Source organism: Cereibacter azotoformans (assembly GCF_021391315.1).
Lineage (GTDB): Bacteria > Pseudomonadota > Alphaproteobacteria > Rhodobacterales > Rhodobacteraceae > Cereibacter_A > Cereibacter_A azotoformans.
Genome location: NZ_CP090021.1, coordinates 450,221 through 475,101, shown reverse-complemented (window position 1 = coordinate 475,101; position 24,881 = coordinate 450,221). Strand labels below are relative to the sequence as shown.

The window sequence follows — 24,881 nt, the reverse complement described above, 5'->3', positions numbered from 1 at the left end:
CCGCCTCGACGTCGACCCTTCACGCCGGACGGCGCCGCTCGACAAACTCCACCAGCCGCGGCAGGCAGACCGTGCGCAGGTCGTAGCGGCCGAGGATCGTGTCGCGCGCGGCCTCGCGCAGCGGCCGGAACCGCTCGGGCTCGGCCAGGGCAAGGATCATGGCGCGCGACCAGCCCGGCACGTCGAAGAAATCGACCAGCAACCCGTTTCGCCCGTCCTCGATCACCTCTTCGACCGGCGCGGTGCGCGAGCCGATCACCAGCGCGCCCGCCGACATCGCCTCGAGCATCGACCAGGAGAGGACGAACGGATAGGTCAGATAGGCATGGGCCCGGCTGACCTGCATCAGCGCCCTGAACCGGTCGTAAGGCACGCGGCCCATGAAATGCACGCGCGAGAGATCGAGCCCGCCGCCCGCCTCGTCGAGGAAACGCTGCTTCCAGCTGCCCGTCGCCGGTGCGGGGCCGTAGCTCACGCCCTCGCCGCCCACCAGCACCACCTGCGCCTGGGGGCGTGCCGAGAGAACCTCGGGCAGGGCGCGCAGGAAGATATGATAGCCGCGGTAGGGTTCGAGGTTGCGGTTGACGAAGGTCAGCACCTCATCGCCGGGGCGGAGCACACGCCCGTCCGGCAGCGCGAAGGATGCGCCGGGGTCGGGCGCCATCGAGAGGGTATCCACCCCGTCGTGAATGACCTCGATCTGCCGCCGCAGCGCCGCGGGATAGGTCGAGGCCTGCCACTGCGTCGGTGACAGCCCGGCGTCAGCGTGCAGCAGCGCCTGCCCCAGATGCGCCGCCCTGCCCTGCGCGATCATCACCGCGTCAAAGGCGTGCCGGTCGAACTCGGGATCGAAGCCCACATCCTGCCCGATCCCGCGATAGTAGAACTCGGCATAGATCAGCAGCTTCGCCTCGGGCCAGACTTCCTTCAGGAACAGCGTCTCGCCCCAGCCGGAGTGACCGAAGATGACATCGGGCCTGTAGCCCTTCTGGTCGCGCAGCTGCAGCGCCGCGCGCGCCACGGTCACGCCCCGATCGCTCATCTGCGTGAAATTCCGCCCCAGCCGCGTCGCCTGCGGATCTGGGACGGGGGTCGCGTGGCGATAGCGCAGCACGGGGATGGGCGCCTCGCGCCCGTTGGTCGCATCGGTCAGGGCCAGACACTCGTGCCCGCGGCGCGCAAGCTCGGGTGCGAGATGCAGGAACTGGCCGGGAAAGTTCTGGTGGACGAACAGGATCTTCATGGCGCCTCAGGCGGGCTGGCGCACCGGCCCTCCGAAGGCGGCGGCCAGCAGGGTGCGGGTGTAGTCGGTCTTGGGCCGCTCGAAGACCTCGTCGCCCTCGCCGGCCTCCACAACATCGCCGTCCTTCATGACCAGAACCTTGTGCGACAAGGCCCGCACCACCCTCAGGTCGTGGCTGATGAACAGATAGGCCAGCCCCCACTTGCGCTGCAGCGCGCGCAGAAGATCCACGATCTGGACCTGCACGGTCATGTCGAGCGCGCTTGTGGGCTCGTCCAGCACCACGAACTTCGGGCGCAGGATCATCGCCCGGGCGATGGCGATGCGCTGGCGCTGCCCGCCCGAGAATTCGTGCGGGTAGCGGCCCATCGCGGCGGGGTCGAGGCCGACCTCGGTCATGATCTCGGCCACCATGTCGCGGCGGTCGCGGCCCTTCTCCACGCCATGCACGCCCAGCCCCTCGGCGATGATCTGCTCGACCGTCATGCGTGGCGACAGGCTGCCATAGGGATCCTGGAACACGATCTGCATGTCGCGCCGGATCTCGCGCAGCGCCCGCGCCCGGCGCGACTGGATCTCCTGCCCGAGGAAGGTGATCGGCCCCTGCGACTCGATCAGCCGCAGAAGTGCAAGCGCCAGCGTCGTCTTGCCCGAGCCGCTCTCGCCCACCACGCCCAGCGTCTCGCCCTCGCGGATCGAGAGGCTGGCGGCGTTGACCGCCTTCACATGGCCGACGGTGCGCCGCAGGATGCCGCGCTGGATCGGGAACCAGATGCGCAGGTCGCGGGTGCGCACGATCTCGGCCGCGCCGGCCGGCACCGGATCGGGCCGGCCCTTCGGCTCGGCCGCCAGCAGCTTCTGCGTGTAGGGATGCTGCGGCGCCGCGAAGATCTGCGCCGCCGGCCCCTGCTCGACGATCTCGCCGCCCTGCATGACGCAGACCCGATCGGCAATGCGCCGCACCACGCCGAGATCGTGGGTGATGAACAGAAGGCTCAGGCCTTCCTTCGCCTTCAGTTCGGCCAGAAGGTCGAGGATCTGCGCCTGGATCGTCACGTCGAGCGCGGTGGTCGGCTCGTCCGCGACCAGCAGGTCGGGGCCGTTGGCCAGCGCCATCGCGATCATCACCCGCTGCCGCTGCCCGCCCGACAGCTGGTGCGGATAGGCGCCCAGCCGGCTTTCGGGCTCGCGGATGCCCACCTTCACCAGCAGGTCGAGGATGCGCGCCCGCGCCTTCTCGCCGGTCAGGCCCTGATGCAGGGCGAGGCTCTCACCGATCTGCCGCTCGATCGTGTGCAGCGGGTTCAGCGAGGTCATCGGCTCCTGGAAGATGAAGCTGATGTCGTTGCCGCGCACCTTGCGCAGCGCGGGTTCCGGCGCGCCCACCATCTCGCGCTCGCCATAGCGGACGGACCCCGAGACCTCGGCGCTGTCGGGCAGAAGCGACACGGTGGACAGCGCCGTCACCGACTTGCCCGAGCCGCTTTCCCCCACCAGCGCCACCGTCTCGCCGCGCCCGACCGAGAAGCTGACGCGCTTGACAGCCTCGACCACGCGGCCGTCCTGCCGGAAGCGGACGGTCAGCTCTTTCACCTCGAGAACGCTCATCGGAAGGTCTTTCGCGGGTCGAAGGCGTCGCGCACGCCCTCGAAGATGAAGACCATCAGCGACAGCATGATCGCGAAGGCGAAGAAGGCGGTGAAGCCCAGCCACGGCGCCTGCAGGTTCTGCTTGGCCTGCAGCGTGAGTTCCCCCAGCGACGGCGCCGACGAGGGCAGCCCGAAGCCGAGGAAGTCCAGCGCGGCGAGGCTGCCGATCGTGCCGGTGATGATGAAGGGCAGCATGGTCAGCGTGGCCACCATCGCATTCGGCAGCACATGGCGGAACATGATGACCAGATCGGACACGCCCAGCGCCCGCGCCGCCCGCACATATTCGAAGTTGCGCGCGCGCAGGAATTCGGCCCGGACGACGCCGATCAGGCTCGTCCAGCCGAACAGAACCATCAGCCCCACCAGCAGCCAGAAGTCCATCTGCCAGATCGCGGCCACGATGATGATGATGTAAAGCGAGGGGGTCGAGCCCCAGAGTTCAATGATCCGCTGAAAGATCAGGTCGGTCAGGCCGCCGAAATAGCCCTGCACCGCACCCGCCGCGATCCCGATGACCGAGGTCAGGAAGGTCACGATCAGCGCGAAGGCCACCGACAGGCGGAAGCCGTAGATCACGCGGGCCAGCACGTCGCGCGCCGTGTCGTCGGTGCCGAGCCAGTGGTTGGCGTCGGGCGACGAGGGCGCGGCGCGGCCGATGTCGTTGATCGTGTCATAGCTGTAGGGGATCGGTGGCCAGAGCAGCCAGCCCGCCTCGATCGGCTCGCCATCGACGCTGCCCGTGTCGATCTGGGCCTCCACCGCCTCGGGATCGTCGAGGCAGGCCTCCAGCCCGCCCGAGCGGATCAGGCAGCGCACCTCGGGGTCGCGATAGGCGGCCTCGGTCTGGAAGTCGCCGCCGAAGACGGTCTCGGGGTAGAAATGGGTGATGGGCGTGTAGAGGCTGCCGCGATAGCTGACCAGCAGCGGCTTGTCGTTGGCGATGATCTCGGCGAACAGCGACAGGCCGAACAGGATCGAGAAGATGAACAGCGACCAGTAGGCGCGCCGGTTGGCCTTGAAGTTGCGCCAGCGGCGTTGGTTGAGCGGGGAGAGCGCCATCTCAGCCCCGCGTCCCGAAGTCGATCCGCGGGTCGATCCAGACATACATCAGGTCCGACAGGATCCCCATCAGCAGCCCCAGCAGGCCGAAGACGAAAAGCGTGCCGAAGATCACCGGATAATCGCGCGCCACCGCCGCCTCGAATCCCAGCCGCCCCAACCCGTCGAGCGAGAAGATCGTCTCGATGATGAGGCTGCCGCCGAAGAAGACCGACACGAAGACCGACGGGAAGGAGGCGATCACGATCAGCATGGCGTTGCGGAAGACATGGCCGTAGAGCACCCGACCCTCGGTCAGGCCCTTGGCCCGCGCCGTCATCACATATTGCTTGCGGATCTCCTCGAGGAACGAGTTCTTCGTCAGCAGCGTCAGCGTGGCGAAGGCCGAGATGGTCGAGGCCACCACCGGCAGCGTGATGTGCCAGAAGTAGTCCACGATCTTGCCCCAGAGCGACAGGCTCTCCCAGTTGTCGGATGTCAGCCCGCGCAGCGGGAACCACTGCCAGTAGGAGCCGCCGGCAAACAGCACCAGCAGAAGGATCGCGAACAGGAAGCCCGGAATCGCATAGGCCACGATGATGGCGCCGCTGGTCCAGGTGTCGAAGCTGGTGCCGTCGCGCACCGCCTTGCGGATGCCCAGCGGGATCGAGACCAGATAGGCGATCAGCGTGGACCACAGCCCCAGCGTGATCGAGACGGGCATCTTCTCCAGCACCAGGTCCACGACCGAGATCGAGCGGAAGTAGCTCTCGCCGAAGTCGAAGCGCATGTAGTTCCACATCATGTCGAGGAAGCGTTCCAGCGGCGGCTTGTCGAAGCCGAACTGCTTCTCGAGCTGGGCGATGAACTCGGGCGGAAGCCCGCGCGAGCCGACATAGCGTTCGTCGGCCTGCATGGTGGGCGTGCTCGTGGTGCCGGCGTCGCCTCCGCCGGCCACGGTCTGGAACACGTCGCCCTGCCCTTCCAGCCGCGCGAGCACCTGCTCGATCGGGCCGCCGGGCACGAACTGCGTCAGGGCGAAGTTGATGACCATGATGCCGAACAGCGTCGGCACGATCAGCAGCAACCGCCGGAGGATGTAGGCTCCCATTTGGGATGCGACCCCTTAGCGTCTCAGCGCGCCCGCCGCGCGCAAGGCCTCGGCCTTGTCGGGGTTGAACCACCAGAAGTCCAGCTCTCCCAGCGCATAGGGCGGAAGTTCCTCGGGATGCTCGTACATGTCGTAATAGGCGACGGTGTGGCTGGCCTTGTACCATTGCGGCACCCAGAACCGCTGAAGCCGCAGCACACGATCCAGCGCCTTGGTCGCCACCTCGAGCTCGTCCGAGGTCTCGGCCGCCAGCACCATCTCGATCATCCGGTCCACCGCCGGGCTCTTGAGCCCCATCATGTTGAAGCTGGAGACATCGGCGGTTTCCGACCCGTAATACTGCTTGAGTTCCGAGCCGGAGATGTAGTTCGTGCGCGCGTTCCCGGTGGTGATGTCGAAATCGTAGCTCGGCGGCCGGGTGCGGCTTTCCATCTGGGCGTTGTCCACCCGCGTCATCAGCGCGTCGATACCGAGCGCCCGCAGGTTCTCGATGAACGGGTTGATGACGCGGTCGAAGGTCTGGCTGTCGTTCAGGAACTCGATCCGCAGCACCTCGCCGCTGGCGTTGCGGCGCAGGCCGTCGGCGCCCACCGCCCAGCCGGCCTCGTCCAGAAGCCGGCTCGCCGCGCGCAGGTTGCCACGGTCGAGTTGCCGGTCGCCCGATCCGGCGGGGCTGACGGGAGGGTCCGTCAGGATCGACTCGGGCAGCAGCCCCTCGTCCACCAGCGGCTTCATCAGCGCCACCTCGGCCTCGGACGGCGGGCCCTCGGCCTCTAGGTAGCTGTTTTCCCAGAAGGAATCGACGCGGGTATAGAGGCCGTAGAACAGCGTCGCGTTGGACCATTCGAAGTTGAACATCAGGCCCAGCGCCTCGCGCACGCGGGGGTCCTGGAACTTCTCGCGGCGCAGGTTCATCATCCAGCCCTGCCCGGTGGCCTTGGCGCCCGAGGGCAGTTCGACCTTCGTCACATGGCCGTCGTTGACCGAAGGAAAGTCGTAGCCCGTGGCCCAGAGGATCGAGGAGGCCTCGTTGCGGAAGGTGTAGCTGCCGCCCTTGAAGCCCTCGAAGGCCGCGTTGTAATCGGCGTAATATTCAATGCGGATCGTGTCGAAATTGCCCCGCCCGCGGTTGATCGGCAGATCATTGCCCCAGTAGTCGGGATTGCGGCGATAGACGACCGTCTGGCCCACGTTCATCCGGTCGAGCACATAGGGCCCCGAGCCGAGGAAGGGCTTGAGGCTGCCCTCCTCCAGATCCAGCCCCTCGCGCTCGTACTGGGCCTTGGACAGGACCGGCAGGCCGCCCACGTCCTGCGGCAGGTCGCGGGTGGGGATGCCCGGCTTGAAGGTGAACCTGACCCGGTGACTGTCGAGCGCCTCGGCGCTTTCGACCTGCTGGGCAAAGACGGTGCGGAAATCGGTCAGCCCCTTGGTGACGAAGGTCTCGTAGGAAAAGACCACATCCTCGGCCGTCACCGGCGTTCCGTCCGAGAACTTCGCCTCGGGGCGCAGGTTGAAGATCACCCAGCTGCGATCCTCGGGATATTCCAGCGTCTCGCAAAGCAGGCAATAGGAGGCGCCGATCTCGTCGGCAGTGCCGGTGAGGATCGATTCGTACATGATCGACGAGAGCGCGGCGGCCCGGCCCTTCACCGAGTAGGGGTTCATCGAATCGAACCCGCCGAAGGTCCACTCCGAGATCTCGCCCCCCTTGGGCGCGTCGGGGTTCACATAGGCGAGATGCGTGAAATCGGCCGGGTATTTCAGTTCGCCGAAGGTCGAGATGCCATGCGAGCGGATGATCGTCTCAGCCTCCTGCGCGCGGACCGGAAGCGCCGCGGCCGTGACGATCAGAAGGCCAAGCCCCCCCAGAAGCCATGACTGCACGTCGGGAAGTCTCGAGGTTGCGACCCTGCCCTGCGCCGTGCGCGCCGCGACTCCACCCATACCGTTCTCCCTGCCCCGTTCCGTTCCGCCCCTGGACCTCGAGCGGCCCTGCGGTGGACCATGCTACGGTGCAACCCGCAGCGGCCTCAAGTTGCGATTGCGTGACAGGGGCTGCAAGAGCCGGCCCCGACAGCAAAAAGGCCGCCCGGTGGGCGGCCTGCCGCAGGGCGTGGGCCGTGCGTTACTGAAGCGAGGCGAGATAGGCCACGACATCCGCCCGGTCCTGCTCTTTCGGCAGGCCCGCGAAGGTCATCTTGGTGCCGGGCACATGGCTCCGGGGGTTCTGAACGAAGGCGCCGAGTTCCTCGACTGTCCAGGCCGGCGCATCGGCCGCGTGGGCCACCATCGCGTCCGAATAGGCAAAGCCGTCAACACCCGCCACCGCGCGATCGATGATCCCGTCGAGATGCGGGCCGGTGGCGTTCGACCCGTCGAGCTTGTGGCAGGCTGCGCATTTCGCATAGACCTTCTGACCGGCCGCCGGATCGGCCGCGGCCACCAGCTCGGCGAAGGGCACGGCCTCGGCATCGGGCTCTTCCTCGGCCGCCCCGCCTCCGCCCGTCTCGATCACATAGGCCTGCACGGCATCCTCGCCATGACCCCCGCCGGTGGTGTAGAGCCCGGTGGCCGCCCAGGATCCGAGCAGGAATACCAGGAGCGCGCCGCACCCGGCGCCGACCGCCTTCGTCAGGGTCATCGTGTCGAACATGTCGCATTTACCTCGATTTGGGTCCGCGGGACATGTATCCGCTTCTTCCCGATCCTTTCAAGGTGTAGTAGCGCCGCCGGACGCGGGGACAACCTGTTTTTGATCGCGGAGACCCTAGTCATGACCGGCCGAATCGCTTTCCAGGGGGAACCCGGAGCCTATTCGCACCAAGCCTGCCGGCAGGCCCGGCCCGGGATGGAGGCCGTCCCCTGCCGCACCTTCGAGGATGCGATCGAGATGGTCCGCGCGGGCGAAGCCGATCTGGCGATGCTGCCGGTCGAGAACTCGACCTACGGCCGGGTCGCCGACATCCACACGCTGCTGCCGGGCTCTGGCCTGCGGATCGTGGACGAGGCGTTCGTGCGGGTCCATATCAACCTGCTGGCGGTGCGCGGCACGCCCGTCGGGCGGATCGAGCGCGCCATGAGCCATACGGTGCTGCTGGGCCAGTGCCGAACCTTCCTGCGCGACCACGGGCTCCGCCCGGTGACCGGCGCCGACACGGCAGGTTCGGCGCGGCTGGTGGCCGAGAAGAACGACCCCGCGCTCGCGGCCCTCGCCTCCGAGCTTGCGGGCGAGATCTATGGCCTCGACGTGATCGCGCGCCACATCGAGGACCAGTCCAACAACACCACCCGGTTCCTCGTCATGTCGCGCGAGGCCGACTGGAGCCGGCGCGGCCCCGGCAAGATGGTCACGACCTTCACCTTCCGCGTGCGCAACATCCCGGCCGCGCTCTACAAGGCGCTCGGCGGCTTTGCCACCAACGGGGTGAACATGACCAAGCTCGAGAGCTACATGGTCGGCGGATCCTTCACGGCGACCGAGTTCTACGCCGACATCGAGGGCCATCCCGAGGATGCGAACGTGGCGCTTGCGCTCGAGGAGTTGCGCTTCTTCACCAGCCAGTCCGAAATCCTCGGCGTCTATCCCGCCGATCCGGGGCGGGGCTGACCCGAGCATCGGGGCACGCGGCCTTTCGGTTCAGCCCTGCGTGTCGCTGCGGCGCGCCTTCCAGCGATCCTCGATGTCGGCGGCAAGGCCCGCGATGCGCCTGTCGTACTTCTCCTGCAGCTTGCCCCGCGCAAGCCGCAGCGACTGGATGAAGACCCGCGCGGTCATCGACAGGGGCCGGACCTCCGAGACCACCGTCACCCGCGTCCGACGCAGGGCGACCTCATGGAGATCGAGCATCAGGTCGGCCTTCATGGAGTGTCCGATGGCCTCGAACAGCAGGCGCTGGCCCGGCTCGGCCCCGGCGAGGCGCATGTCCACCTCGCGCGGCTTGCCCTGAAATCCGAAGCGGATCAGCCAGGCCATGCCCGGCCCTTCGGTCGGCGCACCGTCGAGCCGCTGCATCTCGACCCCGCGCCTGAGCGCCGTCCGCTCCCAGAGGGTGAAATCCGAAAGCTGCCCCCATACGAAATCTATCGGAGCCTCGACGACTTCCTTCGCGCTCAGCCGCATCATCCGTCCCCTTTCGCGTTCCGGCGCCTTCTGGCCTCAATCCAGCCGGTCCGCAAGCCAGTTGGCGATGAGGAAATGCGCGATCGAGCCCTCGCGCGCCGGCTTGATCGCGGGATGGCGCCCGGCCATCACTGTCAGCATCTCCTCGCGTGAGACCCAGCAGGCCTGCTCGAGTTCGGCCGGGTCGAGGGTGATCTCCTCCGTGAGGGCGATCCCGTGGCAGCCCATCATCAGCGACGCCGGAAAGGGCCAGGGCTGGCTTGCGAGGTAGCGCACGGGGCCGACGGTCACGCCCGCCTCCTCCAGCACCTCGCGGCGCACGGCGGCCTCGATCGTCTCGCCCGGCTCGACAAAGCCCGCGAGACAGGAATGGACGCCCTCGGGCCAGCCGGGCGAGCGGCCGATCAGCGCGCGGTTTCCGTGGGTCACGAGCATGATGACCACCGGATCCGTCCGCGGAAAATGCTGCGCCGCGCAGACGGTGCAGCGGCGGTGCCAGCCGCCCTCGGTGGGCGCCGAGGGCGCCCCGCAGGCCGAGCAGAAGCGGTGGCTCCGGTGCCACTGGACCAGCGCCTTGGCCGTCGCCGCAAGCTCTGCCTCGCGGGGCGAGAGCCGCAGCATGACCCCGCGCAGCTCGCCGAAGCCCAGGGCCCCGGGCAGCGCCGGATGGGTCTGGAACGAAGGATCGAAGAAGCCCGCCTGAACCGCCTCGGCCCCCGCTTCGGCCGACCAGTGCGAGATGTCGGCGGCAAAGCGGGGCAGGTCTCCGTCGAGCCCCAGAAAGACCGGCGCATCGGCGCCGGCCAACGCCGGATGGCCGGCCTCGAGCCAGCCCAGGTGCCCGCCATCCGCGCAGAGCGGGCGGCCTCGCCAGACCGGCAGGATCCGCCCGGCCTTGAGCAGACCCGCCAGCCCCTCGGCATCCCCCCTCAGCCGCCCTGCCCGATCCAGTCCCGAGCCTCCGAAGGTCACCGTTTCCGCGATGCGCATTCCGCCCTCCCACAGCCGGCGCCCCCGCCACCCGTCGGCCGTCATGCCACGCCGCGCCCGCCCGGCCAAGGGGCCCGGAGGCGCCTTGCGGCCGGGCCGCCGCGAGAGCAGCGCGGCGCATGAGCCTCGAGCCACCCTGCGTCCCCGGGGCGCTTGCAAATGCGGACGGCCCGGCCTATATCGGCCGCGAGAGGTTGGCGCGGGCAGGCGCCTCGCCAACCCGGTCAGGTCCGGAAGGAAGCAGCCGTAACGAGCCCCGTCTGGGTCGATGTCCAGCCTCTCACCTTTCCGCACGTTCGTGACTACAGGGTGCCTCCGGGGCGGCGCTGGCGCGTCGGCCCTCGTCACATGGCCGTTTCCCGTGTCAGAATGACGGTGGCTTGCGATCCGACGCGATCCGCTCCACGGCGCGGCGGCGGGCCCCTTCGGGTGGACGTTGCGCGTTTGCGGCCCTAATCTCGCTCCGTCCCCGAATCCGCCGAGGCCCGATGTCCGACACACCCGAGCAAGGCTACCAGGTCCTTGCCCGCAAATACCGTCCGCAGACCTTCGCCGACCTGATCGGGCAGGATGCGATGGTGCGCACGCTGAAGAACGCCTTCGCGGCCGACCGGATCGCCCATGCCTTCGTGATGACCGGCGTGCGGGGCGTGGGCAAGACCACCACCGCGCGGATCATCGCCAAGGGGCTGAACTGCGTCGGCCCCGACGGAGACGGCGGACCGACCACCGAACCCTGCGGGGCCTGCGAAGCCTGCCGCTCGATCGCCGAGGGCCGGCACGTCGATGTCCTGGAGATGGACGCGGCCTCGCGCACCGGCGTGGGCGACATCCGCGAAATCATCGATTCGGTGCATTATCGCGCGGCCTCGGCGCGCTACAAGATCTACATCATCGACGAGGTCCACATGCTCTCGACCAGCGCGTTCAACGCGCTGCTCAAGACGCTCGAGGAGCCGCCCGCCCATGTGAAGTTCATCTTCGCCACCACCGAGATCCGCAAGGTGCCGGTCACGGTGCTGTCGCGCTGCCAGCGGTTCGACCTGAAGCGGATCGAGCCCGAGGTGATGATCGCGCATCTGGCGAAGGTGGCCGACAAGGAAGGCGCGCGGCTTACGGCCGACGCGCTCGCGCTGATCACCCGCGCGGCCGAGGGATCGGTGCGCGACGCGATGAGCCTGATGGATCAGGCCATCGCGCACGGCGCGGGCGAGACCACGGCCGACGAGGTGCGGGCGATGCTGGGCCTCGCCGACCGGGGCCGGGTGCTCGACCTCTTCGATCTGGTGATGAAGGGCGATGCGGCGGGGGCGCTGGCCGAGCTTTCGGGCCAGTATGCCGACGGGGCCGATCCCATGGCCGTCCTGCGCGATCTGGCCGAGATCACGCACTGGATCTCGATCATCAAGATCAGCCCGGACGCCGCCGACGATCCGACCACGCCGCCCGACGAACGCACGCGCGGCCTCGAGATGGCCGAGCGGCTGCCGATGCGGGTGCTCACCCGCATGTGGCAGATGCTGCTGAAGGCCATCGAGGAGGTCTCGCTGGCCCCGAACGCCATGATGGCGGCCGAGATGGCGGTGATCCGCCTGACCCATGTCGCGGACCTGCCCGACCCCGAGGCGCTGATCCGCAGGCTCCAGTCCGAGCCGCGGCCTTCGGGCCCGGGGGGCGGTGGTGGGGGCATGCCGGCGGGAGCGCCGGCCGCGGCGCCGATGGCGCGGATGCAGGCCGCCGCGCCGCGCACCGCCGCCCCTGCGCCGCAAGCCTCGGGCGCCGCCACCGCCATGGCGCTCGCGCCGGGCGCCGTCCTCTGTCAGAGCTTTGGCCAGATGGTGGAGCTGATCCGGCAGAAGCGCGACATGAAACTGCTTTACGAGGTCGAGACGGGCGTGCGGCTCGTCCGCTTCGCCCCCGGCCGGATCGAGTTCGAGCCCGCGCCCGATGCCGCGCCCGACCTGGCCGCCCGGCTCTCGCAGCGGCTCCAGGGCTGGACCGGCGCGCGCTGGGGCGTCTCGGTCGTCTCGGGCGGCGGCGCGCCGACGCTCGCCGAAGAGCGCGACAAGGGGCGCCTTGAAGAAGAGGCGCGGGCGCTGGAAAACCCGCTCGTCCAGGCGGTGATGGCCGCCTTCCCGGGCGCGCGCATCGCCGAGATCCGCAAGCTCGAGGAACAGGCCGCGGCCGAGGCTCTGCCCGAGGTCGAGGATGAGTGGGACCCGTTCGAGGACAATTGAGAGGAGCAACGAATGCTGAAGGGTTTGGGCGGTCTTGGCGACATGGCCAAGATGATGAAGGCCGCGCAGGGATTCCAGGAGAAGATGGCGCAGCTGCAGGAGGATCTCGGCAGCATGACCGTCGTGGGCGAGTCCGGTGCGGGCCTTGTGCGCGCCACGGCGACCGCCAAGGGCGAGCTGACGGGTCTCGAGATCGACCCCTCGATCTTCGTGGCCTCGGAGAAGGAAGTGGTCGAGGACCTGATCCTCGCCGCCATCAAGGACGCGCAGTCCAAGGCCTCCGAGCGGGCCAAGCAGGAAATGGGCAAGCTGACCGACGGTCTCGGCCTGCCGCCGGGCATGAAGCTGCCCTTCTGACATGGCCGAGGCCCCGGGCGACATCGAGCGGCTGATCGAGCTGATGGCGCGCCTGCCGGGCCTCGGGCCGCGCTCGGCCCGCCGGGCCGTGCTTGTGATGCTGAAGAAACGGGGGGCCGTGATGGCCCCTCTGGCGCAGGCCATGGCCGAGGTTGCGGCCACGGCGCGCGACTGCGCCCGCTGCGGCAACATCACCAGCGCCGACCTCTGCGACATCTGCCGAGACGACCGCCGCGCCACGGGCGAGCTTTGCGTGGTCGAGGATGTGGCCGACCTCTGGGCGCTGGAACGCGCGGGCGTGTTCCGCGGCCGCTACCATGTGCTGGGCGGCGTGCTCTCGGCGCTCGACTCGGTGGGGCCGGACGAGCTGCGCATTCCCCGCCTTGCCGAAAGGGTCCGGGATGAAGGCATCTCAGAGGTGATCCTCGCACTCAATGCCACCGTGGACGGGCAGACGACCGCCCACTACATCGCCGACGTGCTCGAACCATCGGGCGTGCAGGTCACTTCGCTGGCGCAGGGCGTGCCCATCGGCGGCGAGCTGGATTACCTCGACGACGGCACCATCGGCGCGGCGCTTCGGGCGCGCCGGAGGTTCTGAAGGCGGCCGCCCCGCCGGACGGCCGCCCCCTCGCCCCCACGGACGGGTCGGCCCCTCGCCTGCCCTACCCCCTCGACGGCACGAGCCGCGACACCGTCCCGTCCACCGGCCGCTGCATCCAGCGCACGAGGCGCTGAAAGCGGGTGGCAACCGCCCGCCAGATCCGGCTCGCATCCGCGGCAACCGGCGTCATGAGCCGCAGGAAGAGCCAGCTCTGCCCCATCATGATCGCGAAGACCACCAGCGCAAGCGGCAGCCCGCCGCCGATCACGGGAACCCTCTCTGGCGCCAGATAGAGCAGGATGTTGCCGAAGGCGAAGGTAAAGAGGCTCGTCCGCCCGAGGAACAGCAAGGGGCTGCCCCAGCGCCGCCCGAGCCGGTCAAAGAGCAGGATCGCAAGCAGCACCTCGAGCAGGGTCGCGGTGAGGCCGATGGTGGCATAGATCGGGTGGTTGTCGTTCCGCAGGCTCATGTCGGCGATGGCCGCGACGGTCTCGAAGGGCGCGTGCCAGTTCCACATGAGCGCCGAAGCCGCCGCCGTGGTGCCCAGCATCAGGCCGAGGATGACGCCGCCCCGACGCCGCTCGCGCACGTCAGACGATAGCAGCAGCCGAACCCCACGACCGAGGAGCATCCCGGCCGCAACCAGCGCCAGCCCGTGCAGCACGGACGGGCCGCCCGCCTCGTTCGTGCCTCCGTAAAGGAAGCTCGCAGGTTTCAGCAGATAATCGCGCCCCAGCAGGAGAGGCGGCTCGGGGATCTGCGAAAGCAGCGGATAGGCCGCCGGCACCGCCACCGCGAACAGAAGGATCGCCTTCAGCCCGTGCCGCATCCTCAGGCGCAGCAGGAGGGGCGCCGCCAGCAGCGCCAGCGCGTAGAACTTCAGGATATCGGCATAGGGCGTGATGCCCAGCATCAGCAGGCAGCGGATCGTATAGCCGAGCGACTGCTCGCCCGAGACATGCAAAGCAAACACGGTCAGCGCATAGAGCAGGTAGCATTGCAGCGCCCGCGTCCAGAGTTGCCGCGTGGCAGCTGCGGCCCCGCCGTTGGCAAAGCGCGGCGCATAGACGATCTCGAGCATCGCGCCGAAGAGGCCGATGAAGGTCACCGGCGCCGTCTGCATCGCAAAACGTGTCACGGTGGCGGCGGTGCCTTGCCAGATCTGGAAGACATCAAACTCGATCAGCGCGTGGCTCAGCATCGCCAGCATGATCGCCAAGGAGCGGGTGACGTCCACGCCATTGATGCGCGGTGTCGAGCTTCGGGAAATCTTGGTCGGCATGGTCGGTCCTGCAAGGGAGGCGACTGCCCGGCGCTCGACCGGCGGCAGCCCCCAAGGCGGAAAAGGGAATGTGACGTCAATGCGGCACGATCAAAAGCGAACAGCCGCACGAGGCGGCTGTTCGAGTCCTCACCCATCGAACGAGTGAGATCAATCATAAATTGTCCGGCGCCGCCCTGCCGGCGATCGGTCGCCGGTCAGCGGCGGGGATCCTCGTCCTCGTCCTCGTCCTCGTCCGCATCATCGCCGTGCGGCAGATTGAAGAAGGAGTCGGCGTCCGAGAAATCCGCGGGCCGCTTTTCTTCTTCGGGGCGCCCGAACTGCTCGAGCCCCGCCAGGCCCGAGGGCATCCGCGGCTCGTCCGGCATCGAGAGCGACTGCTCGGTCGAGACGAGCTTGCGGCGCTCGTCATCGCTCATCACCACGCCCTCGGCGGCCTTGCGGCGGGCCGCCTGCTGCACGGCCGTGTCAAGCTCGGTCTGGCGGCAGAGACCCAGTGCCACCGGGTCGATCGGCTGGATCGAGCCGATGTTCCAGTGCGTCCGCTCACGGATCGACTGGATGGTGGGCTTGGTGGTGCCGACAAGCTTGGCGATGGCGCCGTCCGAAAGCTCGGGGTGGAACTTGACAAGCCACAGGATCGCCGCCGGCCGGTCCTGCCGCTTGGAGAGCGGCGTGTAGCGCGGGCCGCGGCGCTTCTCCTCGCCCACCGCGGCGGGGTTGAACTTCAGCTTCAGCCGGTAGAGCGGGTCCTTCTCGCCCTTCTGGATCTCGATCTGGTCGAGCTGGTTGTTGGCCACCGGGTCGAAGCCCTTGACCCCGGTCGCCACATCCCCGTCGGCGATGCCCTGCACCTCGAGTTCGTGCATGCCGCAGAAGTCCGCGATCTGCCTGAACGAGAGAGTGGTGTTGTCGATCAGCCAGACCGCGGTGGCCTTGGACATCAGCGGCTTGTTCATCGGACGATCCTCTGCAAATCTTGACCATGCCGGGAAAACGGCTGCGGCCTGGCCGCGTCTTCTCGTTTTCGGGAAGTTCACGCTGGCATATACTGCCGATCCGCAGCGAGGGGAAGTAAAAATGCGCATCCTGGCTGTCATGCTCGCACTGGGCGCGGCACCGGCCCTTGCCGATCACGACCGGGCGGGCGACTTCACCCACTACATCCTCGCCCTCAGCTGGGAGCCGACCTGGTGTGCGCTGGAAGGCGAGGCCCGCGGAGCCGAGGAATGCAGCTGGGGCCGCGGCTTCGTGCTGCATGGCCTCTGGCCGCAGCGCGAGGAAGGCTGGCCGGCCTATTGCCTCACGGTCGAGCGCGACCCCTCGCGGCGCGAGACGAATGCCATGTCCGACCTGATGTCGCCGGGCCTCGCCTGGCACCAGTGGAAGAAGCATGGCCGCTGCGCGGATCTGCCGCCGACGGACTATTTCGCCCTCATGCGCGAGGCCTTCGCCCGCGTCACCGTGCCCGAGCCGCTGCGACGGCTGGAGGAGGACATCTCGCTGCCGCCGCGCGTGCTCGAGGAGGCTTTCACCGAGGCCAACCCGGGGCTGATGCCCGACGGGATCACGATCACCTGCGAAGGCGGCCATGTGCAGGAGGTGCGGATCTGCCTGACGAAGGACCTCGCGTTCCGTGACTGCGCGCCGGACACGCGGAGGGACTGCCGTCTGCCGGTTGCGATGATGGACCGGCCGTAGCGACCGGAGCCGGCGGCCGGGGGCGCTGCCCCCGGACCCCCGGGATATTTGGACCAGAGTGAAAGCCGCAGCGGCGGCAGGCTGTAGCGAGGGTGCTCTCGGGATATCCGGGCAGCGTGGGTATCCGGGCGTTCGCGGTCACCGTCTGTCGGCGCACGGGCCTCCTTCCGCGGCAGCGCCGCCCGAGGGGGTTCGATGCCCCCGAGGGCGGCTCCGCCTGCCGGTCCGGGCGGCGCCGTCTCAGCGCTGGTCCGTGCGCTGGAGTGAAGCGGCGTCATAGCCGCTCCGCTCGAAGAGGTCGCGGGCCGCGCGCAGTTCCTCGGGCCCGATCTGCCTGTCGCGGTGCAGCACCCATCCGGCGATGCGCGTCGGTGTGCCGACGACCAGCGTCCGCCCGTCGCGCGACTGACCGAGGATCCAGTAGTCGCCCCCGAAGGGCACGCCCCGCAGGTCCACCGTCAGTCTGCCCGGTGCCACCACCCGCGCCGTGCCCGAGATCTGGCGCACCATGCCGTTCACCTCGCAGCGGTTGGTGAGGGCGAGGGTCCCGTCCGGCAGCGGGCGGTATTCCGCGGTCGTCCGGCGACAGCCCTGCTGGAAGGGCGCGGGATAGCTCGCCACCTCATACCACAGGCCCGCGATGTCGGCGGGCTGCACCGTCGGATCGAGGAAGAAGGGCGCCCCCAGCCAGCGATCCGAGGGCACATGCCGCTCGCAGGCCGCCAGTGCGAGTAGAGCGATAAGGGCCAGGCCTTTCATCCGGAACTCCCTTGTCCAGTTGCCGCATTGCAGGGTGCGGCTGTCGGCGGCCGCAACCCGTTCTGTGCTGCCGCCTCAGGCGGCGTCGAGCAGTCCGCGGCCGCGAAGCAGCGCCTCCACCCCCGGCATCCGGCCGCGGAAGGCGGTGTAGAGCGCCTCTGCCTCATCCGACCCGCCGGCCGACAGCACATGCCGCTCGAGCCGCCGTGCCATCTCGGGGCTGAAGGCGCCCCCCGCCTCCTCGAAGGCGGCGAAGGCGTCCGCATCCATCACCTCGGACCACATGTAACTGTAGTAGCCCGCGGAATAGCCGTCGCCAGTGAAGACATGCGCAAAGTGCGGCGTCGCGTGGCGCATCCGGATTGCCCGGGGCATTCCGAGGCTCTCGAGCACCTCGGCCTGCCGCGCCATCGGATCGGCCGGGGCCTCACCCTCGTGGAACGCCAGATCCACCATGGCCGAAGAGATGAACTCGACGGTCGCAAAGCCCTGATCGTAGGTCGAGGCGGCGAGCAGCCGTTCCCGCATCTCGGCCGGCATCGGCTCGTCCGTCTGCCAGTGGCGCGCGTGCCGTTCCAGCACCTCGGGCACCTCGAGCCAATGTTCGTAAAGCTGGCTCGGCAGTTCGACGAAATCGCGCGCGACCGAGGTGCCCGAGATGTAGCCGTAGGTCACGTCCGAGAGCATCTGGTGCAGCGCGTGGCCGAACTCGTGAAAGAGCGTGCGCGCATCGTCCCACGACAGCAGCGCCGGCTCGCCCTTGGCGAAGTTGCAGACATTGACCACGATGGGCCGCACCTCGCCGCCAAGCTTGCGCTGCCCCCGCATGGTCGAGCACCAGGCGCCGGAGCGTTTCGAGGCGCGCGCGAACCAGTCGCCGAGGAAGACCGCCATGTGCCGGCCCTCGCGCGTCACCTCCCAGGCGCGCACATCCGGGTGGTAGAGCGGCACGTCGAGCGGCCGGAACTCCAGCCCGAAGAGGCGGTGGGCGCAGTCGAAGGCCGCCTCGATCATCCGCTCGAGCGGCAGGTAGGGTTTCAGCGCCGCCTCGTCGAGGTCGAACTCGGCCGCGCGGCGCTTCTCGGAATAGTAGCGCCAGTCCCAGGGCTCGAGATCGCCGTTGATCCCGTCGCGGTGCATCATCGCCTCGAGCACGGCCCCGTCCGCCTCGGCCCGCGCCTTGGCGGGCTCCCAGACGCGCAGCAGAAGCTCTCGCACCGCGTCGGGGGTCTTGGCCATTTCGGTCTCGAGCTTGTAGGCCGCAAAGCCCGGATAGCCGAGGAGCTTCGCCCGCTCCTCGCGCAGCGCCAGGATCTCGGCCGCCACGGCGCGATTGTCGGTGGCGTTGCCGTTGGCCCCCCGCGAAACCCAGGCCTCATAGGCGCGCCGGCGCAGCTCGCGCCGCGGCGAGAATTGCAGGAAGGGCACGATCAGCGAGCGGTTGAGTGTGACGACCGGCCCTTCGGCCCCGCGTTCGGCGCCCGCCGCGCGGGCGGTCTCGACCACGAACTCCGGCAGCCCCTCCAGATCCTCTTCGGCCAGCGGCATCATCCACTCGCGCTCATCGGCCAGCAGGTTCTGCGCGAACGTAGTGCCCAGCACCGCCAGCCGCGCCTTGACCTCGGTCAGCCGCTCGGCCTCGGCCCCCTCGAGCCGAGCGCCCGAGCGCACGAACATCCGCCGGTAGAGCATCAGCACCCGCTCCTGTTCGGGGGTGAGGCCGAGCCCGTCGCGCTGCTGCCAGAGCGTCTCGATCCGCTGGAAGAGCGGGCGGTTGGTCACCACCTCGGAGGAGAAGGCCGACATCCTCGGCGCCAGCTCGCGCTGGAGCGCCTCACGCGCCGCGTTGCTGTCGGCCCCAGCGAGGTTGTAGAAGACGTCCGCCACCCGGTCGAGCGTCTCCTGGGCCAACTCAAGCGCCTCGATCGTGTTGGCAAGGCTCGGCGCTTCGGGATTGTCGGCGATGGCGCGGATGTTGGCGCGCGCCTCGGCAAGTCCCGCCTCGAAGGCCGGACCGAACTGCTCGTCGCGGATCTCGGCGAAGGGAGGCAGGGCGAATGGCGTGGTCCAGGGCGCAAGCAGCGGATGGGTCATGGCGGGTCTCCTTCGCCCTCAAGGCTAGGGCGGCGACCCGTCGCCGTCCATCCCCTCGGGCGCGACCGTCAGCCGGCGCCGCCTCGGCCGCCGCAGACCGGGCAGCCTGCACGAGGTTTCAGCGCGATCCGCCGCGTCTCGCCCCAGAGCGCATCGTGGATCAGCAGCGCCCCGCGCAGGGTCGCGCCCGCGCCGGTCAGATGCTTGATCGCCTCGACCGCCATGATCGAGCCCACCACCCCCGGCAGCGGTGCGATCACCCCCGCCTCGGCGCAACTGGGCACAAGGCCCGGTGCCGGCCGCTCGGGGAAGGTGCATTGGAAGCAGGGTCCGCCGCGCGCCGGGTCATAGAGGCTGACCTGCCCCTCCCATTGCGTGATGGCGCCCGAGATCAGCGGCTTCTCCGCCGCCACGGCCATGCGGTTGGCCAGGTAGCGCGTGTCGAAATTGTCCGTCCCGTCGAGGATCAGGTCGTAATCGGCGAACAGGGCCGCTGCATTCTCCTCGGTCAGGCGCCGCTCGTAGGGCCGGACCTCGACGAAGGGATTGAGCGCGCGCATCGCCTCGGCCGCCGATCGGACCTTGGGCCAGCCGATCCGCGCATCGGTGTGGATCACCTGCCGCTGAAGGTTCGAGGCCTCGACCCGGTCGGCGTCGATCACGCCCACCGTGCCCACGCCCGCCGCCGCCAGATAGAGCAGCGCGGGCGAGCCGAGGCCGCCGGCGCCGATCACCAGCACGCGCGCCTCCTTGAGCCGCTTCTGTCCCGGTCCACCCACCTCGCGCAGCATGATGTGGCGGGCGTAGCGTTCCAGCTCGGCCGGGCGGAAGAGCCCCGGCGCAGGTGGCGCCTCGGCCCCGCGCGCGCGCCGCCGCAGCGCCCCGAGGCCCAGCCGGTAGCCCAGCACCAGGGCCGCGAGGCCGCCGATGACCAGCCAGGGCTCGGGCCCGCCGCCGGTCGCCTGACGGAACGGATGCGCCTCGGGCAGAAGCAGATGCGCGAGCACCACGGCGAGCCACAGGACAGACAGGGCCAGCAGCCGCAGCCTGACTGGCATCCCGAGGAACCAGGCCAGGCCCCAGAGACCCGCCGCGAACAGGATCAGCGCAAGCATCGCATCCTCCCCGGACCCGAGCCTCCCCGGCCGCCCTCCCCGGCCGCACGGCGCGCCTCAGGCCGGGCGCAGATCATCGGGGCCCATGCGCCAGGCGCGGCCGAAGCCGCCGTTCAGGATCGCCGAGACGGGCGTCAGGCGGGCGAAGGCGAAATCGGCGAAATCCACATAGAGCTTTGCCTTGGGATGCAGGCCGAGCCAGTGCGTCCGCAATTCGCCATGTTCGGGCGTGCCCCGGGGGATCAGTTCGGCCCGGACGCGGATCATCAGGCGCGGATGCGTCAGAGGGTCGCCCTTCGCGCCGGGACTTCCCACCATCACGGCCGCCTCGGGATGCGCCCTCAGGGCCGCCATGTGCGGCGCAAGGCCCGAGACCAGCGTCAGCGGCGCCCCGTCGGGGTCAAGGCCGAAGGCGATCAGGCTGATGCCGGGCGTGTGGCTCTGCGCATCGGTCACGGCCAGCGAGGCGTGGCGGGCCCTCGACAGAAGCGTCCGCGCCAGCACGCGGGCGTCGTCATCGGCCGCAAGCAGAGGGTCTGTGGGAACGGGCATCATCCGCGCCGAGGCTTGACAAGCAGGAAAGCGGACGTTCCGCTCTTGATGCCAAGCGGTACAGGTATGCGATGCGCGACACAACCCTCACCTTCTGGGATCATTTCTTGCCGAAGATCGTGACGGTGCTGCGCGAGGGCTACGGGCTGCGCGACCTCAGGGCCGACGCGCTGGCCGGGCTGACGGTGGCCATCGTGGCGCTGCCGCTCTCGACGGCCATCGCCATCGCGTCGGGTGTCGGCCCCGAGCGCGGGCTTTACACGGCGATCGTGGGGGGCTTCCTCGTCTCGGCCCTGGGGGGCAGCCGATTCCAGATCGGCGGACCCGCCGGGGCGTTCATCGTGCTCGTGGCGGCCTGCGTCATGCAGACCGGGATCGAGGGGCTGATCCTCGCCACATTCCTCTCGGGCTTCCTGCTGATTGCGCTCGGCACACTGAGGATGGGCAGCTACATCCGCTTCATCCCCTATCCGGTGACGGTGGGCTTCACGGCAGGCATCGCCGTCATCATCGGGGCCAGCCAGATGAAGGAACTGCTCGGCCTGACCCTCGCCGGGCCCGAGCCTTCGGATCTGATCGAGAAGGTCGAGGTGCTCTGGGCCGCGCGCGGGACGCTGACGCCGCCGGCCCTTGCGGTGGCCGTGGGCACCATCGCCATGATCGAGGCACTGAAACGGCTGGCGCCCCGCCTGCCGAGCCTGCTGATCGCGGTCGTCGTGGCCTCGGTCACGGTCGAGATGCTGGGCCTTCCGGTCGAGACGATCGGCACCCGCTTCGGCGAGCTGCCCACGATGCTTCCCATGCCCGCGCTGCCGGATCTCGGGTCCGAGGCCGTGCTCGCGGCGCTTCCCTGGGCGGTGAGCTTCACGCTGCTGGGCGCGATCGAGTCGCTCCTGTCGGCTGTGGTGGCGGACGGGATGGCGGGCACCCAGCACCGTCCCAATGCCGAACTCATCGCACAGGGCTGGGCCAACGTCGGTTCGGCCGTCTTCGGAGGCTTCTGTGTCACCGGCACCATCGCCCGGACCGCCACCAACGTGCGGGCGGGCTCGCGCAGCCCCGTCTCGGGGATGCTCTGCGCCCTCTTCGTGCTGGGGTTCATGATGCTGGCCGCGCCCCTGGCCGCCTATATCCCGCTGGCGGCGCTTGCGGGGCTGCTGGCCGTCGTCGCGTGGAACATGTTCGAGAAGGAGGAATTCTGGACGCTCCTGCGGACCTCGCGCGGGGATGCGATGGTGGTGCTGGTCACCTTCCTGCTCGTCGTCTTCCGTGACCTGACCGAAGGGATCGTCGTGGGCTTTGCGCTGGGTGGCCTCGTCTTCATCCGCCGCATGTCCGAAAGCGCCTCGGCCGAACCGGCCCCGGTGCCCGATCCATCGGGCGCCCTCACCTCCGAGCGCGTGATCTACCGGCTGCGCGGCCCCTACTTCTTCGGCGCGGCGGCCATGCTCGGTTCGGCGCTTGACCGCTTTGCCGAGCGCCCGCGCGCCTTCGTGCTCGACTTCACCGACGTGCCCTTCATCGACAGTTCGGGGGCACGCTCCTTCGAGCTTCTGGCCCACAAGATGCACCGCCGCGGCGGCCAGCTCTTCCTGACCGGGGCCAATGTCGAGGTGCGTCGCGTGCTGCTGGCGCAGGGGCTGCGCGAGCCTCTGGTGCGCTACCTTCCGGACGTGGCGGGCGTGGACGAGTTCCTCGCAAACTGAGCGAATCGCTTTCCGCGGTGGATGCATGGGGCAGCGGCATGGTGCCGCTGCGGCCTCGCGGGCCGTTGGCAGGGCTTGCGCCGCGGCAGGCATGGTCTGGCAAGGGGTCTCGTGACCCGGCGTCAGCCGACCGCGGGCAGGCCGTTGAAAAACAAGCGCAAATGAGTTTGTCAATTTTCAGGATTTACAGCTTTTCGGATATACCAGTAAAGGAAATTACAGAAAAATCCAAGCTTCAAAAAGAGTTACGCGAAAATTGACTGATGCGTTACACTCTGCCTATTGGAGGAGGGTGGCCGCGGTTGCGGCCGGGTGGCGGGCCACGCCAGGCCTGCATGTTGGAGGAGCTTTCATGGATCACGCTCAGACGAATGCGGTCTATTCCGCCTCGGCAGATTTCATTGCGCAGGCGCATGTCGATGCCGCCGGCTACGAGCGGATGTATGCTGCATCCGTGTCCGATCCCGAGGCCTACTGGGGCGAGCAGGGCAAGCGGCTCGACTGGATCAAGCCCTACACCAAGGTCAAGAACACGAACTTCAAGCTGGGCGAGGTCTCGATCAAGTGGTTCGAGGACGGCACGCTGAACGTCGCCTGGAACTGCATCGACCGCCATCTGGCGACCCGCGCCAGCCAGACCGCGATCATCTGGGAGCCGGATGATCCGAACCAGCCGGCCCAGCACATCAGCTACCAGGAGCTGCACGATCAGGTCTGCCGCATGGCGAACGTGCTGGTCAGCCAGGGCGTGCGCAAGGGCGACCGCGTGGTGATGTATCTGCCGATGATCCCCGAGGCGGCCTACGCGATGCTGGCCTGCGCGCGGATCGGCGCGATCCATTCCGTCGTCTTCGCGGGCTTCTCGCCGGACGCGCTGGCGAACCGGATCAACGACTGCCAGGCCAAGGTGGTGATCACCGCCGACACCGCGCCGCGCGGCGGGCGGCGCACGCCGCTGAAGTCCAACACCGACGCCGCGCTGCTGCACTGCTCGGACCGGGTGCGCTGCCTGGTGGTCAAGCACACCGGCGACCAGATCCACTGGATGGACGGCCGCGACGTCGATGTGAAGGCGATGATGGCGCAGGCCTCGCCCGACTGCCCGATCGAGGAAGTCGGCGCCGAGGATCCGCTCTTCATCCTCTACACCTCGGGCTCGACCGGCAAGCCGAAGGGCGTCGTCCACACCTCGGGCGGGTATCTGACCTACGCGGCGATGACCCACCAGATGACGTTCGACTACCATGACGGCGACGTCTTCTGGTGCACGGCGGATGTGGGCTGGGTCACCGGCCACAGCTACATCGTCTATGGTCCGCTCGCGAACGGCGCCACCACGCTGATGTTCGAGGGCGTGCCGACCTACCCGGACGCCGGCCGCTTCTGGGCGGTCTGCGAGAAGCACAAGGTCAACCAGTTCTACACCGCGCCGACGGCGATCCGCTCGCTGATGGGCCTCGGGCCGGAGTGGGTCGAGAAATACGACCTGTCGTCGCTGAAGCTGCTCGGCTCGGTCGGCGAGCCGATCAACCCGGAAGCCTGGAGCTGGTACAACACCCATGTCGGCAAGGGCCGCTGCCCGATCGTCGATACCTTCTGGCAGACCGAGACCGGCGGCCACATGATCACGCCGCTGCCGGGCGCGACTCCGGTCAAGCCGGGCGCGGCCTCGAAGCCCTTCTTCGGGGTGAAGCCGGTGGTGCTGGACCCGACCGACGGGCACGAGCTGACCGAAACGGCGACCGAGGGTGTCCTTTGCATCGCCGACAGCTGGCCGGGGCAGATGCGCACGCTCTGGGGCGACCACGAGCGGTTCGAAGAGGCCTATTTCTCGCAGTACAAGGGCTACTACTTCACCGGCGACGGCTGCCGCCGCGATGCGGATGGCTACTACTGGGTCACCGGGCGGGTCGATGACGTGATCAACGTCTCGGGCCACCGGATGGGCACGGCCGAGGTGGAATCGGCCCTCGTGGCCCATGCCCAGGTCGCCGAGGCCGCGGTGGTGGGCTATCCGCACGACATCAAGGGCCAGGGCATCTACGCCTATGTCACGCTGATGAACGGCGTGGAGCCCTCCGAGGAGCTGCGCAAGGACCTGGTGAAGTGGGTGCGGACCGAGATCGGCCCGATCGCCTCGCCCGACATCATCCAGTGGGCGCCGGGCCTGCCCAAGACCCGCTCGGGCAAGATCATGCGCCGCATCCTGCGCAAGATCGCCGAGAACGACTTCGGCTCGCTCGGCGACACCACGACGCTCGCCGATCCGTCGGTGGTGGACGACCTGATCTCCAACCGCAAGAACCGGGGCTGAGCG

General features: G+C 68.7%; 22 protein-coding genes and 1 other RNA gene. 9 read left to right on the top strand and 14 right to left on the bottom strand.

What is annotated here, in order from left to right:
- Positions 1-19: 19 nt before the first annotated feature.
- The 6 genes from LV780_RS02355 to LV780_RS02330 all read right to left on the bottom strand — a co-directional run bounded on the left by LV780_RS02355 (position 20) and on the right by LV780_RS02330 (position 7,700).
- The gene (locus LV780_RS02355; protein ID WP_108221569.1) at positions 20-1,243 is read right to left on the bottom strand and encodes a glycosyltransferase family 4 protein; all 1,224 of its coding nucleotides are present in this window, start codon (positions 1,241-1,243) and stop codon (positions 20-22) included.
- Positions 1,244-1,249: 6 nt separating this feature from the next.
- A complete protein-coding gene (locus LV780_RS02350; protein ID WP_108221571.1) occupies positions 1,250-2,851 on the bottom strand; it encodes an ABC transporter ATP-binding protein in 1,602 nt (533 codons plus the stop codon).
- A complete protein-coding gene (locus LV780_RS02345) occupies positions 2,848-3,954 on the bottom strand; it encodes an ABC transporter permease (RefSeq protein ID WP_011907584.1) in 1,107 nt (368 codons plus the stop codon). Before LV780_RS02345 ends, LV780_RS02350 begins: the two co-directional genes overlap by 4 nt.
- Position 3,955: 1 nt before the next feature.
- Positions 3,956-5,044, bottom strand: coding sequence for a microcin C ABC transporter permease YejB (locus tag LV780_RS02340; protein WP_011907583.1), 1,089 nt, complete (start codon positions 5,042-5,044; stop codon positions 3,956-3,958).
- Positions 5,045-5,059: 15 nt separating this feature from the next.
- Positions 5,060-6,991 carry an extracellular solute-binding protein gene (locus LV780_RS02335; RefSeq protein WP_108221573.1) on the bottom strand — a complete coding sequence of 644 codons (1,932 nt, stop codon included), beginning with the start codon at positions 6,989-6,991 and terminating at the stop codon, positions 5,060-5,062.
- Between the two features lie 181 nt (positions 6,992-7,172).
- On the bottom strand, positions 7,173-7,700 hold the full coding sequence (locus tag LV780_RS02330) for a c-type cytochrome (RefSeq protein WP_011907581.1): 528 nt from the start codon (positions 7,698-7,700) through the stop codon (positions 7,173-7,175).
- Between the two features lie 120 nt (positions 7,701-7,820).
- Here LV780_RS02330 and LV780_RS02325 point away from each other — a divergent pair, with 120 nt between their 5' ends.
- The gene (locus LV780_RS02325; protein ID WP_108221575.1) at positions 7,821-8,654 is read left to right on the top strand and encodes a prephenate dehydratase; all 834 of its coding nucleotides are present in this window, start codon (positions 7,821-7,823) and stop codon (positions 8,652-8,654) included.
- Positions 8,655-8,684: 30 nt separating this feature from the next.
- On the opposite strand, the gene LV780_RS02320 is transcribed toward LV780_RS02325, so the two are convergent.
- Both LV780_RS02320 and nudC read right to left on the bottom strand, forming a co-directional pair.
- Positions 8,685-9,167: an SRPBCC family protein gene (locus tag LV780_RS02320; protein WP_181318525.1), complete on the bottom strand. Its 483-nt coding sequence runs from the start codon at positions 9,165-9,167 to the stop codon at positions 8,685-8,687.
- A 36-nt stretch (positions 9,168-9,203) separates the two neighbouring features.
- Positions 9,204-10,157 (bottom strand): NAD(+) diphosphatase, encoded by a 954-nt coding sequence (gene nudC, locus LV780_RS02315; RefSeq protein WP_101342193.1) that lies wholly within the window; start codon positions 10,155-10,157, stop codon positions 9,204-9,206.
- A 187-nt stretch (positions 10,158-10,344) separates the two neighbouring features.
- Here nudC and ffs point away from each other — a divergent pair.
- The 4 genes from ffs to recR all read left to right on the top strand — a co-directional run bounded on the left by ffs (position 10,345) and on the right by recR (position 13,352).
- Positions 10,345-10,443: signal recognition particle sRNA small type (gene ffs / locus LV780_RS02310), an RNA gene on the top strand.
- A gap of 202 nt (positions 10,444-10,645) precedes the next feature.
- On the top strand, positions 10,646-12,394 hold the full coding sequence (locus LV780_RS02305) for a DNA polymerase III subunit gamma/tau (protein ID WP_108221578.1): 1,749 nt from the start codon (positions 10,646-10,648) through the stop codon (positions 12,392-12,394).
- Positions 12,395-12,406: 12 nt separating this feature from the next.
- On the top strand, positions 12,407-12,751 hold the full coding sequence (locus tag LV780_RS02300) for a YbaB/EbfC family nucleoid-associated protein (protein WP_011907576.1): 345 nt from the start codon (positions 12,407-12,409) through the stop codon (positions 12,749-12,751).
- A gap of 1 nt (position 12,752) precedes the next feature.
- Entirely contained in the window at positions 12,753-13,352 is a 600-nt protein-coding gene (gene recR / locus LV780_RS02295) for a recombination mediator RecR (RefSeq protein ID WP_011907575.1), read from the top strand.
- Positions 13,353-13,416: 64 nt separating this feature from the next.
- Here recR and opgC read toward each other — a convergent pair whose 3' ends face one another.
- Positions 13,417-14,637 carry an OpgC domain-containing protein gene (gene opgC, locus LV780_RS02290; protein WP_108221580.1) on the bottom strand — a complete coding sequence of 407 codons (1,221 nt, stop codon included), beginning with the start codon at positions 14,635-14,637 and terminating at the stop codon, positions 13,417-13,419.
- A gap of 197 nt (positions 14,638-14,834) precedes the next feature.
- The gene (locus tag LV780_RS02285) at positions 14,835-15,596 is read right to left on the bottom strand and encodes a DUF1013 domain-containing protein (protein WP_011907573.1); all 762 of its coding nucleotides are present in this window, start codon (positions 15,594-15,596) and stop codon (positions 14,835-14,837) included.
- Positions 15,597-15,717: 121 nt separating this feature from the next.
- Between LV780_RS02285 and LV780_RS02280 the strand changes: the two genes are divergently transcribed.
- Positions 15,718-16,338: a ribonuclease T2 family protein gene (locus LV780_RS02280; protein WP_108221582.1), complete on the top strand. Its 621-nt coding sequence runs from the start codon at positions 15,718-15,720 to the stop codon at positions 16,336-16,338.
- Between the two features lie 240 nt (positions 16,339-16,578).
- Here the strand turns inward: LV780_RS02280 and LV780_RS02275 are convergent, their stop codons facing one another.
- The 4 genes from LV780_RS02275 to LV780_RS02260 all read right to left on the bottom strand — a co-directional run bounded on the left by LV780_RS02275 (position 16,579) and on the right by LV780_RS02260 (position 20,858).
- Complete coding sequence (locus LV780_RS02275) at positions 16,579-17,097, bottom strand: lipocalin family protein (RefSeq protein ID WP_108221584.1); 519 nt, start codon at positions 17,095-17,097, stop codon at positions 16,579-16,581.
- A 75-nt stretch (positions 17,098-17,172) separates the two neighbouring features.
- On the bottom strand, positions 17,173-19,191 hold the full coding sequence (locus LV780_RS02270; RefSeq protein WP_108221586.1) for a M3 family metallopeptidase: 2,019 nt from the start codon (positions 19,189-19,191) through the stop codon (positions 17,173-17,175).
- A 68-nt stretch (positions 19,192-19,259) separates the two neighbouring features.
- On the bottom strand, positions 19,260-20,306 hold the full coding sequence (locus LV780_RS02265; RefSeq protein ID WP_108221588.1) for a HesA/MoeB/ThiF family protein: 1,047 nt from the start codon (positions 20,304-20,306) through the stop codon (positions 19,260-19,262).
- Between the two features lie 57 nt (positions 20,307-20,363).
- Positions 20,364-20,858 carry a HugZ family pyridoxamine 5'-phosphate oxidase gene (locus tag LV780_RS02260; RefSeq protein WP_181318526.1) on the bottom strand — a complete coding sequence of 165 codons (495 nt, stop codon included), beginning with the start codon at positions 20,856-20,858 and terminating at the stop codon, positions 20,364-20,366.
- Between the two features lie 71 nt (positions 20,859-20,929).
- On the opposite strand from LV780_RS02260, the gene LV780_RS02255 reads away from it, so the two are divergent.
- From LV780_RS02255 to acs, 3 genes are all read left to right on the top strand, one after another.
- Positions 20,930-22,564 carry a SulP family inorganic anion transporter gene (locus LV780_RS02255; RefSeq protein WP_180325084.1) on the top strand — a complete coding sequence of 545 codons (1,635 nt, stop codon included), beginning with the start codon at positions 20,930-20,932 and terminating at the stop codon, positions 22,562-22,564.
- 38 nt (positions 22,565-22,602) lie between these two features.
- Positions 22,603-22,824, top strand: coding sequence for a hypothetical protein (locus LV780_RS02250; protein ID WP_233863871.1), 222 nt, complete (start codon positions 22,603-22,605; stop codon positions 22,822-22,824).
- 92 nt (positions 22,825-22,916) lie between these two features.
- Positions 22,917-24,878: an acetate--CoA ligase gene (acs, locus tag LV780_RS02245; RefSeq protein WP_108221592.1), complete on the top strand. Its 1,962-nt coding sequence runs from the start codon at positions 22,917-22,919 to the stop codon at positions 24,876-24,878.
- Positions 24,879-24,881: the final 3 nt, after the last annotated feature.

What these genes read in the sequence shown, in the direction of transcription:
- LV780_RS02335 (WP_108221573.1), bottom strand. Translation starts at nt 6,991, where the DNA reads ATGGGTGGAGTCGCGGCGCGCACGGCGCAGGGCAGGGTCGCAACCTCG.
- opgC (WP_108221580.1), bottom strand. Translation starts at nt 14,637, where the DNA reads ATGCCGACCAAGATTTCCCGAAGCTCGACACCGCGCATCAATGGCGTG.
- LV780_RS02350 (WP_108221571.1), bottom strand. Translation starts at nt 2,851, where the DNA reads ATGAGCGTTCTCGAGGTGAAAGAGCTGACCGTCCGCTTCCGGCAGGAC.
- LV780_RS02275 (WP_108221584.1), bottom strand. Translation starts at nt 17,097, where the DNA reads ATGAAAGGCCTGGCCCTTATCGCTCTACTCGCACTGGCGGCCTGCGAG.
- LV780_RS02280 (WP_108221582.1), top strand. Translation starts at nt 15,718, where the DNA reads ATGCGCATCCTGGCTGTCATGCTCGCACTGGGCGCGGCACCGGCCCTT.
- LV780_RS02255 (WP_180325084.1), top strand. Translation starts at nt 20,930, where the DNA reads ATGCGCGACACAACCCTCACCTTCTGGGATCATTTCTTGCCGAAGATC.
- LV780_RS02300 (WP_011907576.1), top strand. Translation starts at nt 12,407, where the DNA reads ATGCTGAAGGGTTTGGGCGGTCTTGGCGACATGGCCAAGATGATGAAG.
- LV780_RS02260 (WP_181318526.1), bottom strand. Translation starts at nt 20,858, where the DNA reads ATGCCCGTTCCCACAGACCCTCTGCTTGCGGCCGATGACGACGCCCGC.
- recR (WP_011907575.1), top strand. Translation starts at nt 12,753, where the DNA reads ATGGCCGAGGCCCCGGGCGACATCGAGCGGCTGATCGAGCTGATGGCG.
- LV780_RS02270 (WP_108221586.1), bottom strand. Translation starts at nt 19,191, where the DNA reads ATGACCCATCCGCTGCTTGCGCCCTGGACCACGCCATTCGCCCTGCCT.
- LV780_RS02340 (WP_011907583.1), bottom strand. Translation starts at nt 5,044, where the DNA reads ATGGGAGCCTACATCCTCCGGCGGTTGCTGCTGATCGTGCCGACGCTG.
- LV780_RS02330 (WP_011907581.1), bottom strand. Translation starts at nt 7,700, where the DNA reads ATGTTCGACACGATGACCCTGACGAAGGCGGTCGGCGCCGGGTGCGGC.
- LV780_RS02325 (WP_108221575.1), top strand. Translation starts at nt 7,821, where the DNA reads ATGACCGGCCGAATCGCTTTCCAGGGGGAACCCGGAGCCTATTCGCAC.
- LV780_RS02345 (WP_011907584.1), bottom strand. Translation starts at nt 3,954, where the DNA reads ATGGCGCTCTCCCCGCTCAACCAACGCCGCTGGCGCAACTTCAAGGCC.
- nudC (WP_101342193.1), bottom strand. Translation starts at nt 10,157, where the DNA reads ATGCGCATCGCGGAAACGGTGACCTTCGGAGGCTCGGGACTGGATCGG.
- LV780_RS02265 (WP_108221588.1), bottom strand. Translation starts at nt 20,306, where the DNA reads ATGCTTGCGCTGATCCTGTTCGCGGCGGGTCTCTGGGGCCTGGCCTGG.
- LV780_RS02250 (WP_233863871.1), top strand. Translation starts at nt 22,603, where the DNA reads ATGGTGCCGCTGCGGCCTCGCGGGCCGTTGGCAGGGCTTGCGCCGCGG.
- acs (WP_108221592.1), top strand. Translation starts at nt 22,917, where the DNA reads ATGGATCACGCTCAGACGAATGCGGTCTATTCCGCCTCGGCAGATTTC.
- LV780_RS02305 (WP_108221578.1), top strand. Translation starts at nt 10,646, where the DNA reads ATGTCCGACACACCCGAGCAAGGCTACCAGGTCCTTGCCCGCAAATAC.
- LV780_RS02285 (WP_011907573.1), bottom strand. Translation starts at nt 15,596, where the DNA reads ATGAACAAGCCGCTGATGTCCAAGGCCACCGCGGTCTGGCTGATCGAC.
- LV780_RS02355 (WP_108221569.1), bottom strand. Translation starts at nt 1,243, where the DNA reads ATGAAGATCCTGTTCGTCCACCAGAACTTTCCCGGCCAGTTCCTGCAT.
- LV780_RS02320 (WP_181318525.1), bottom strand. Translation starts at nt 9,167, where the DNA reads ATGCGGCTGAGCGCGAAGGAAGTCGTCGAGGCTCCGATAGATTTCGTA.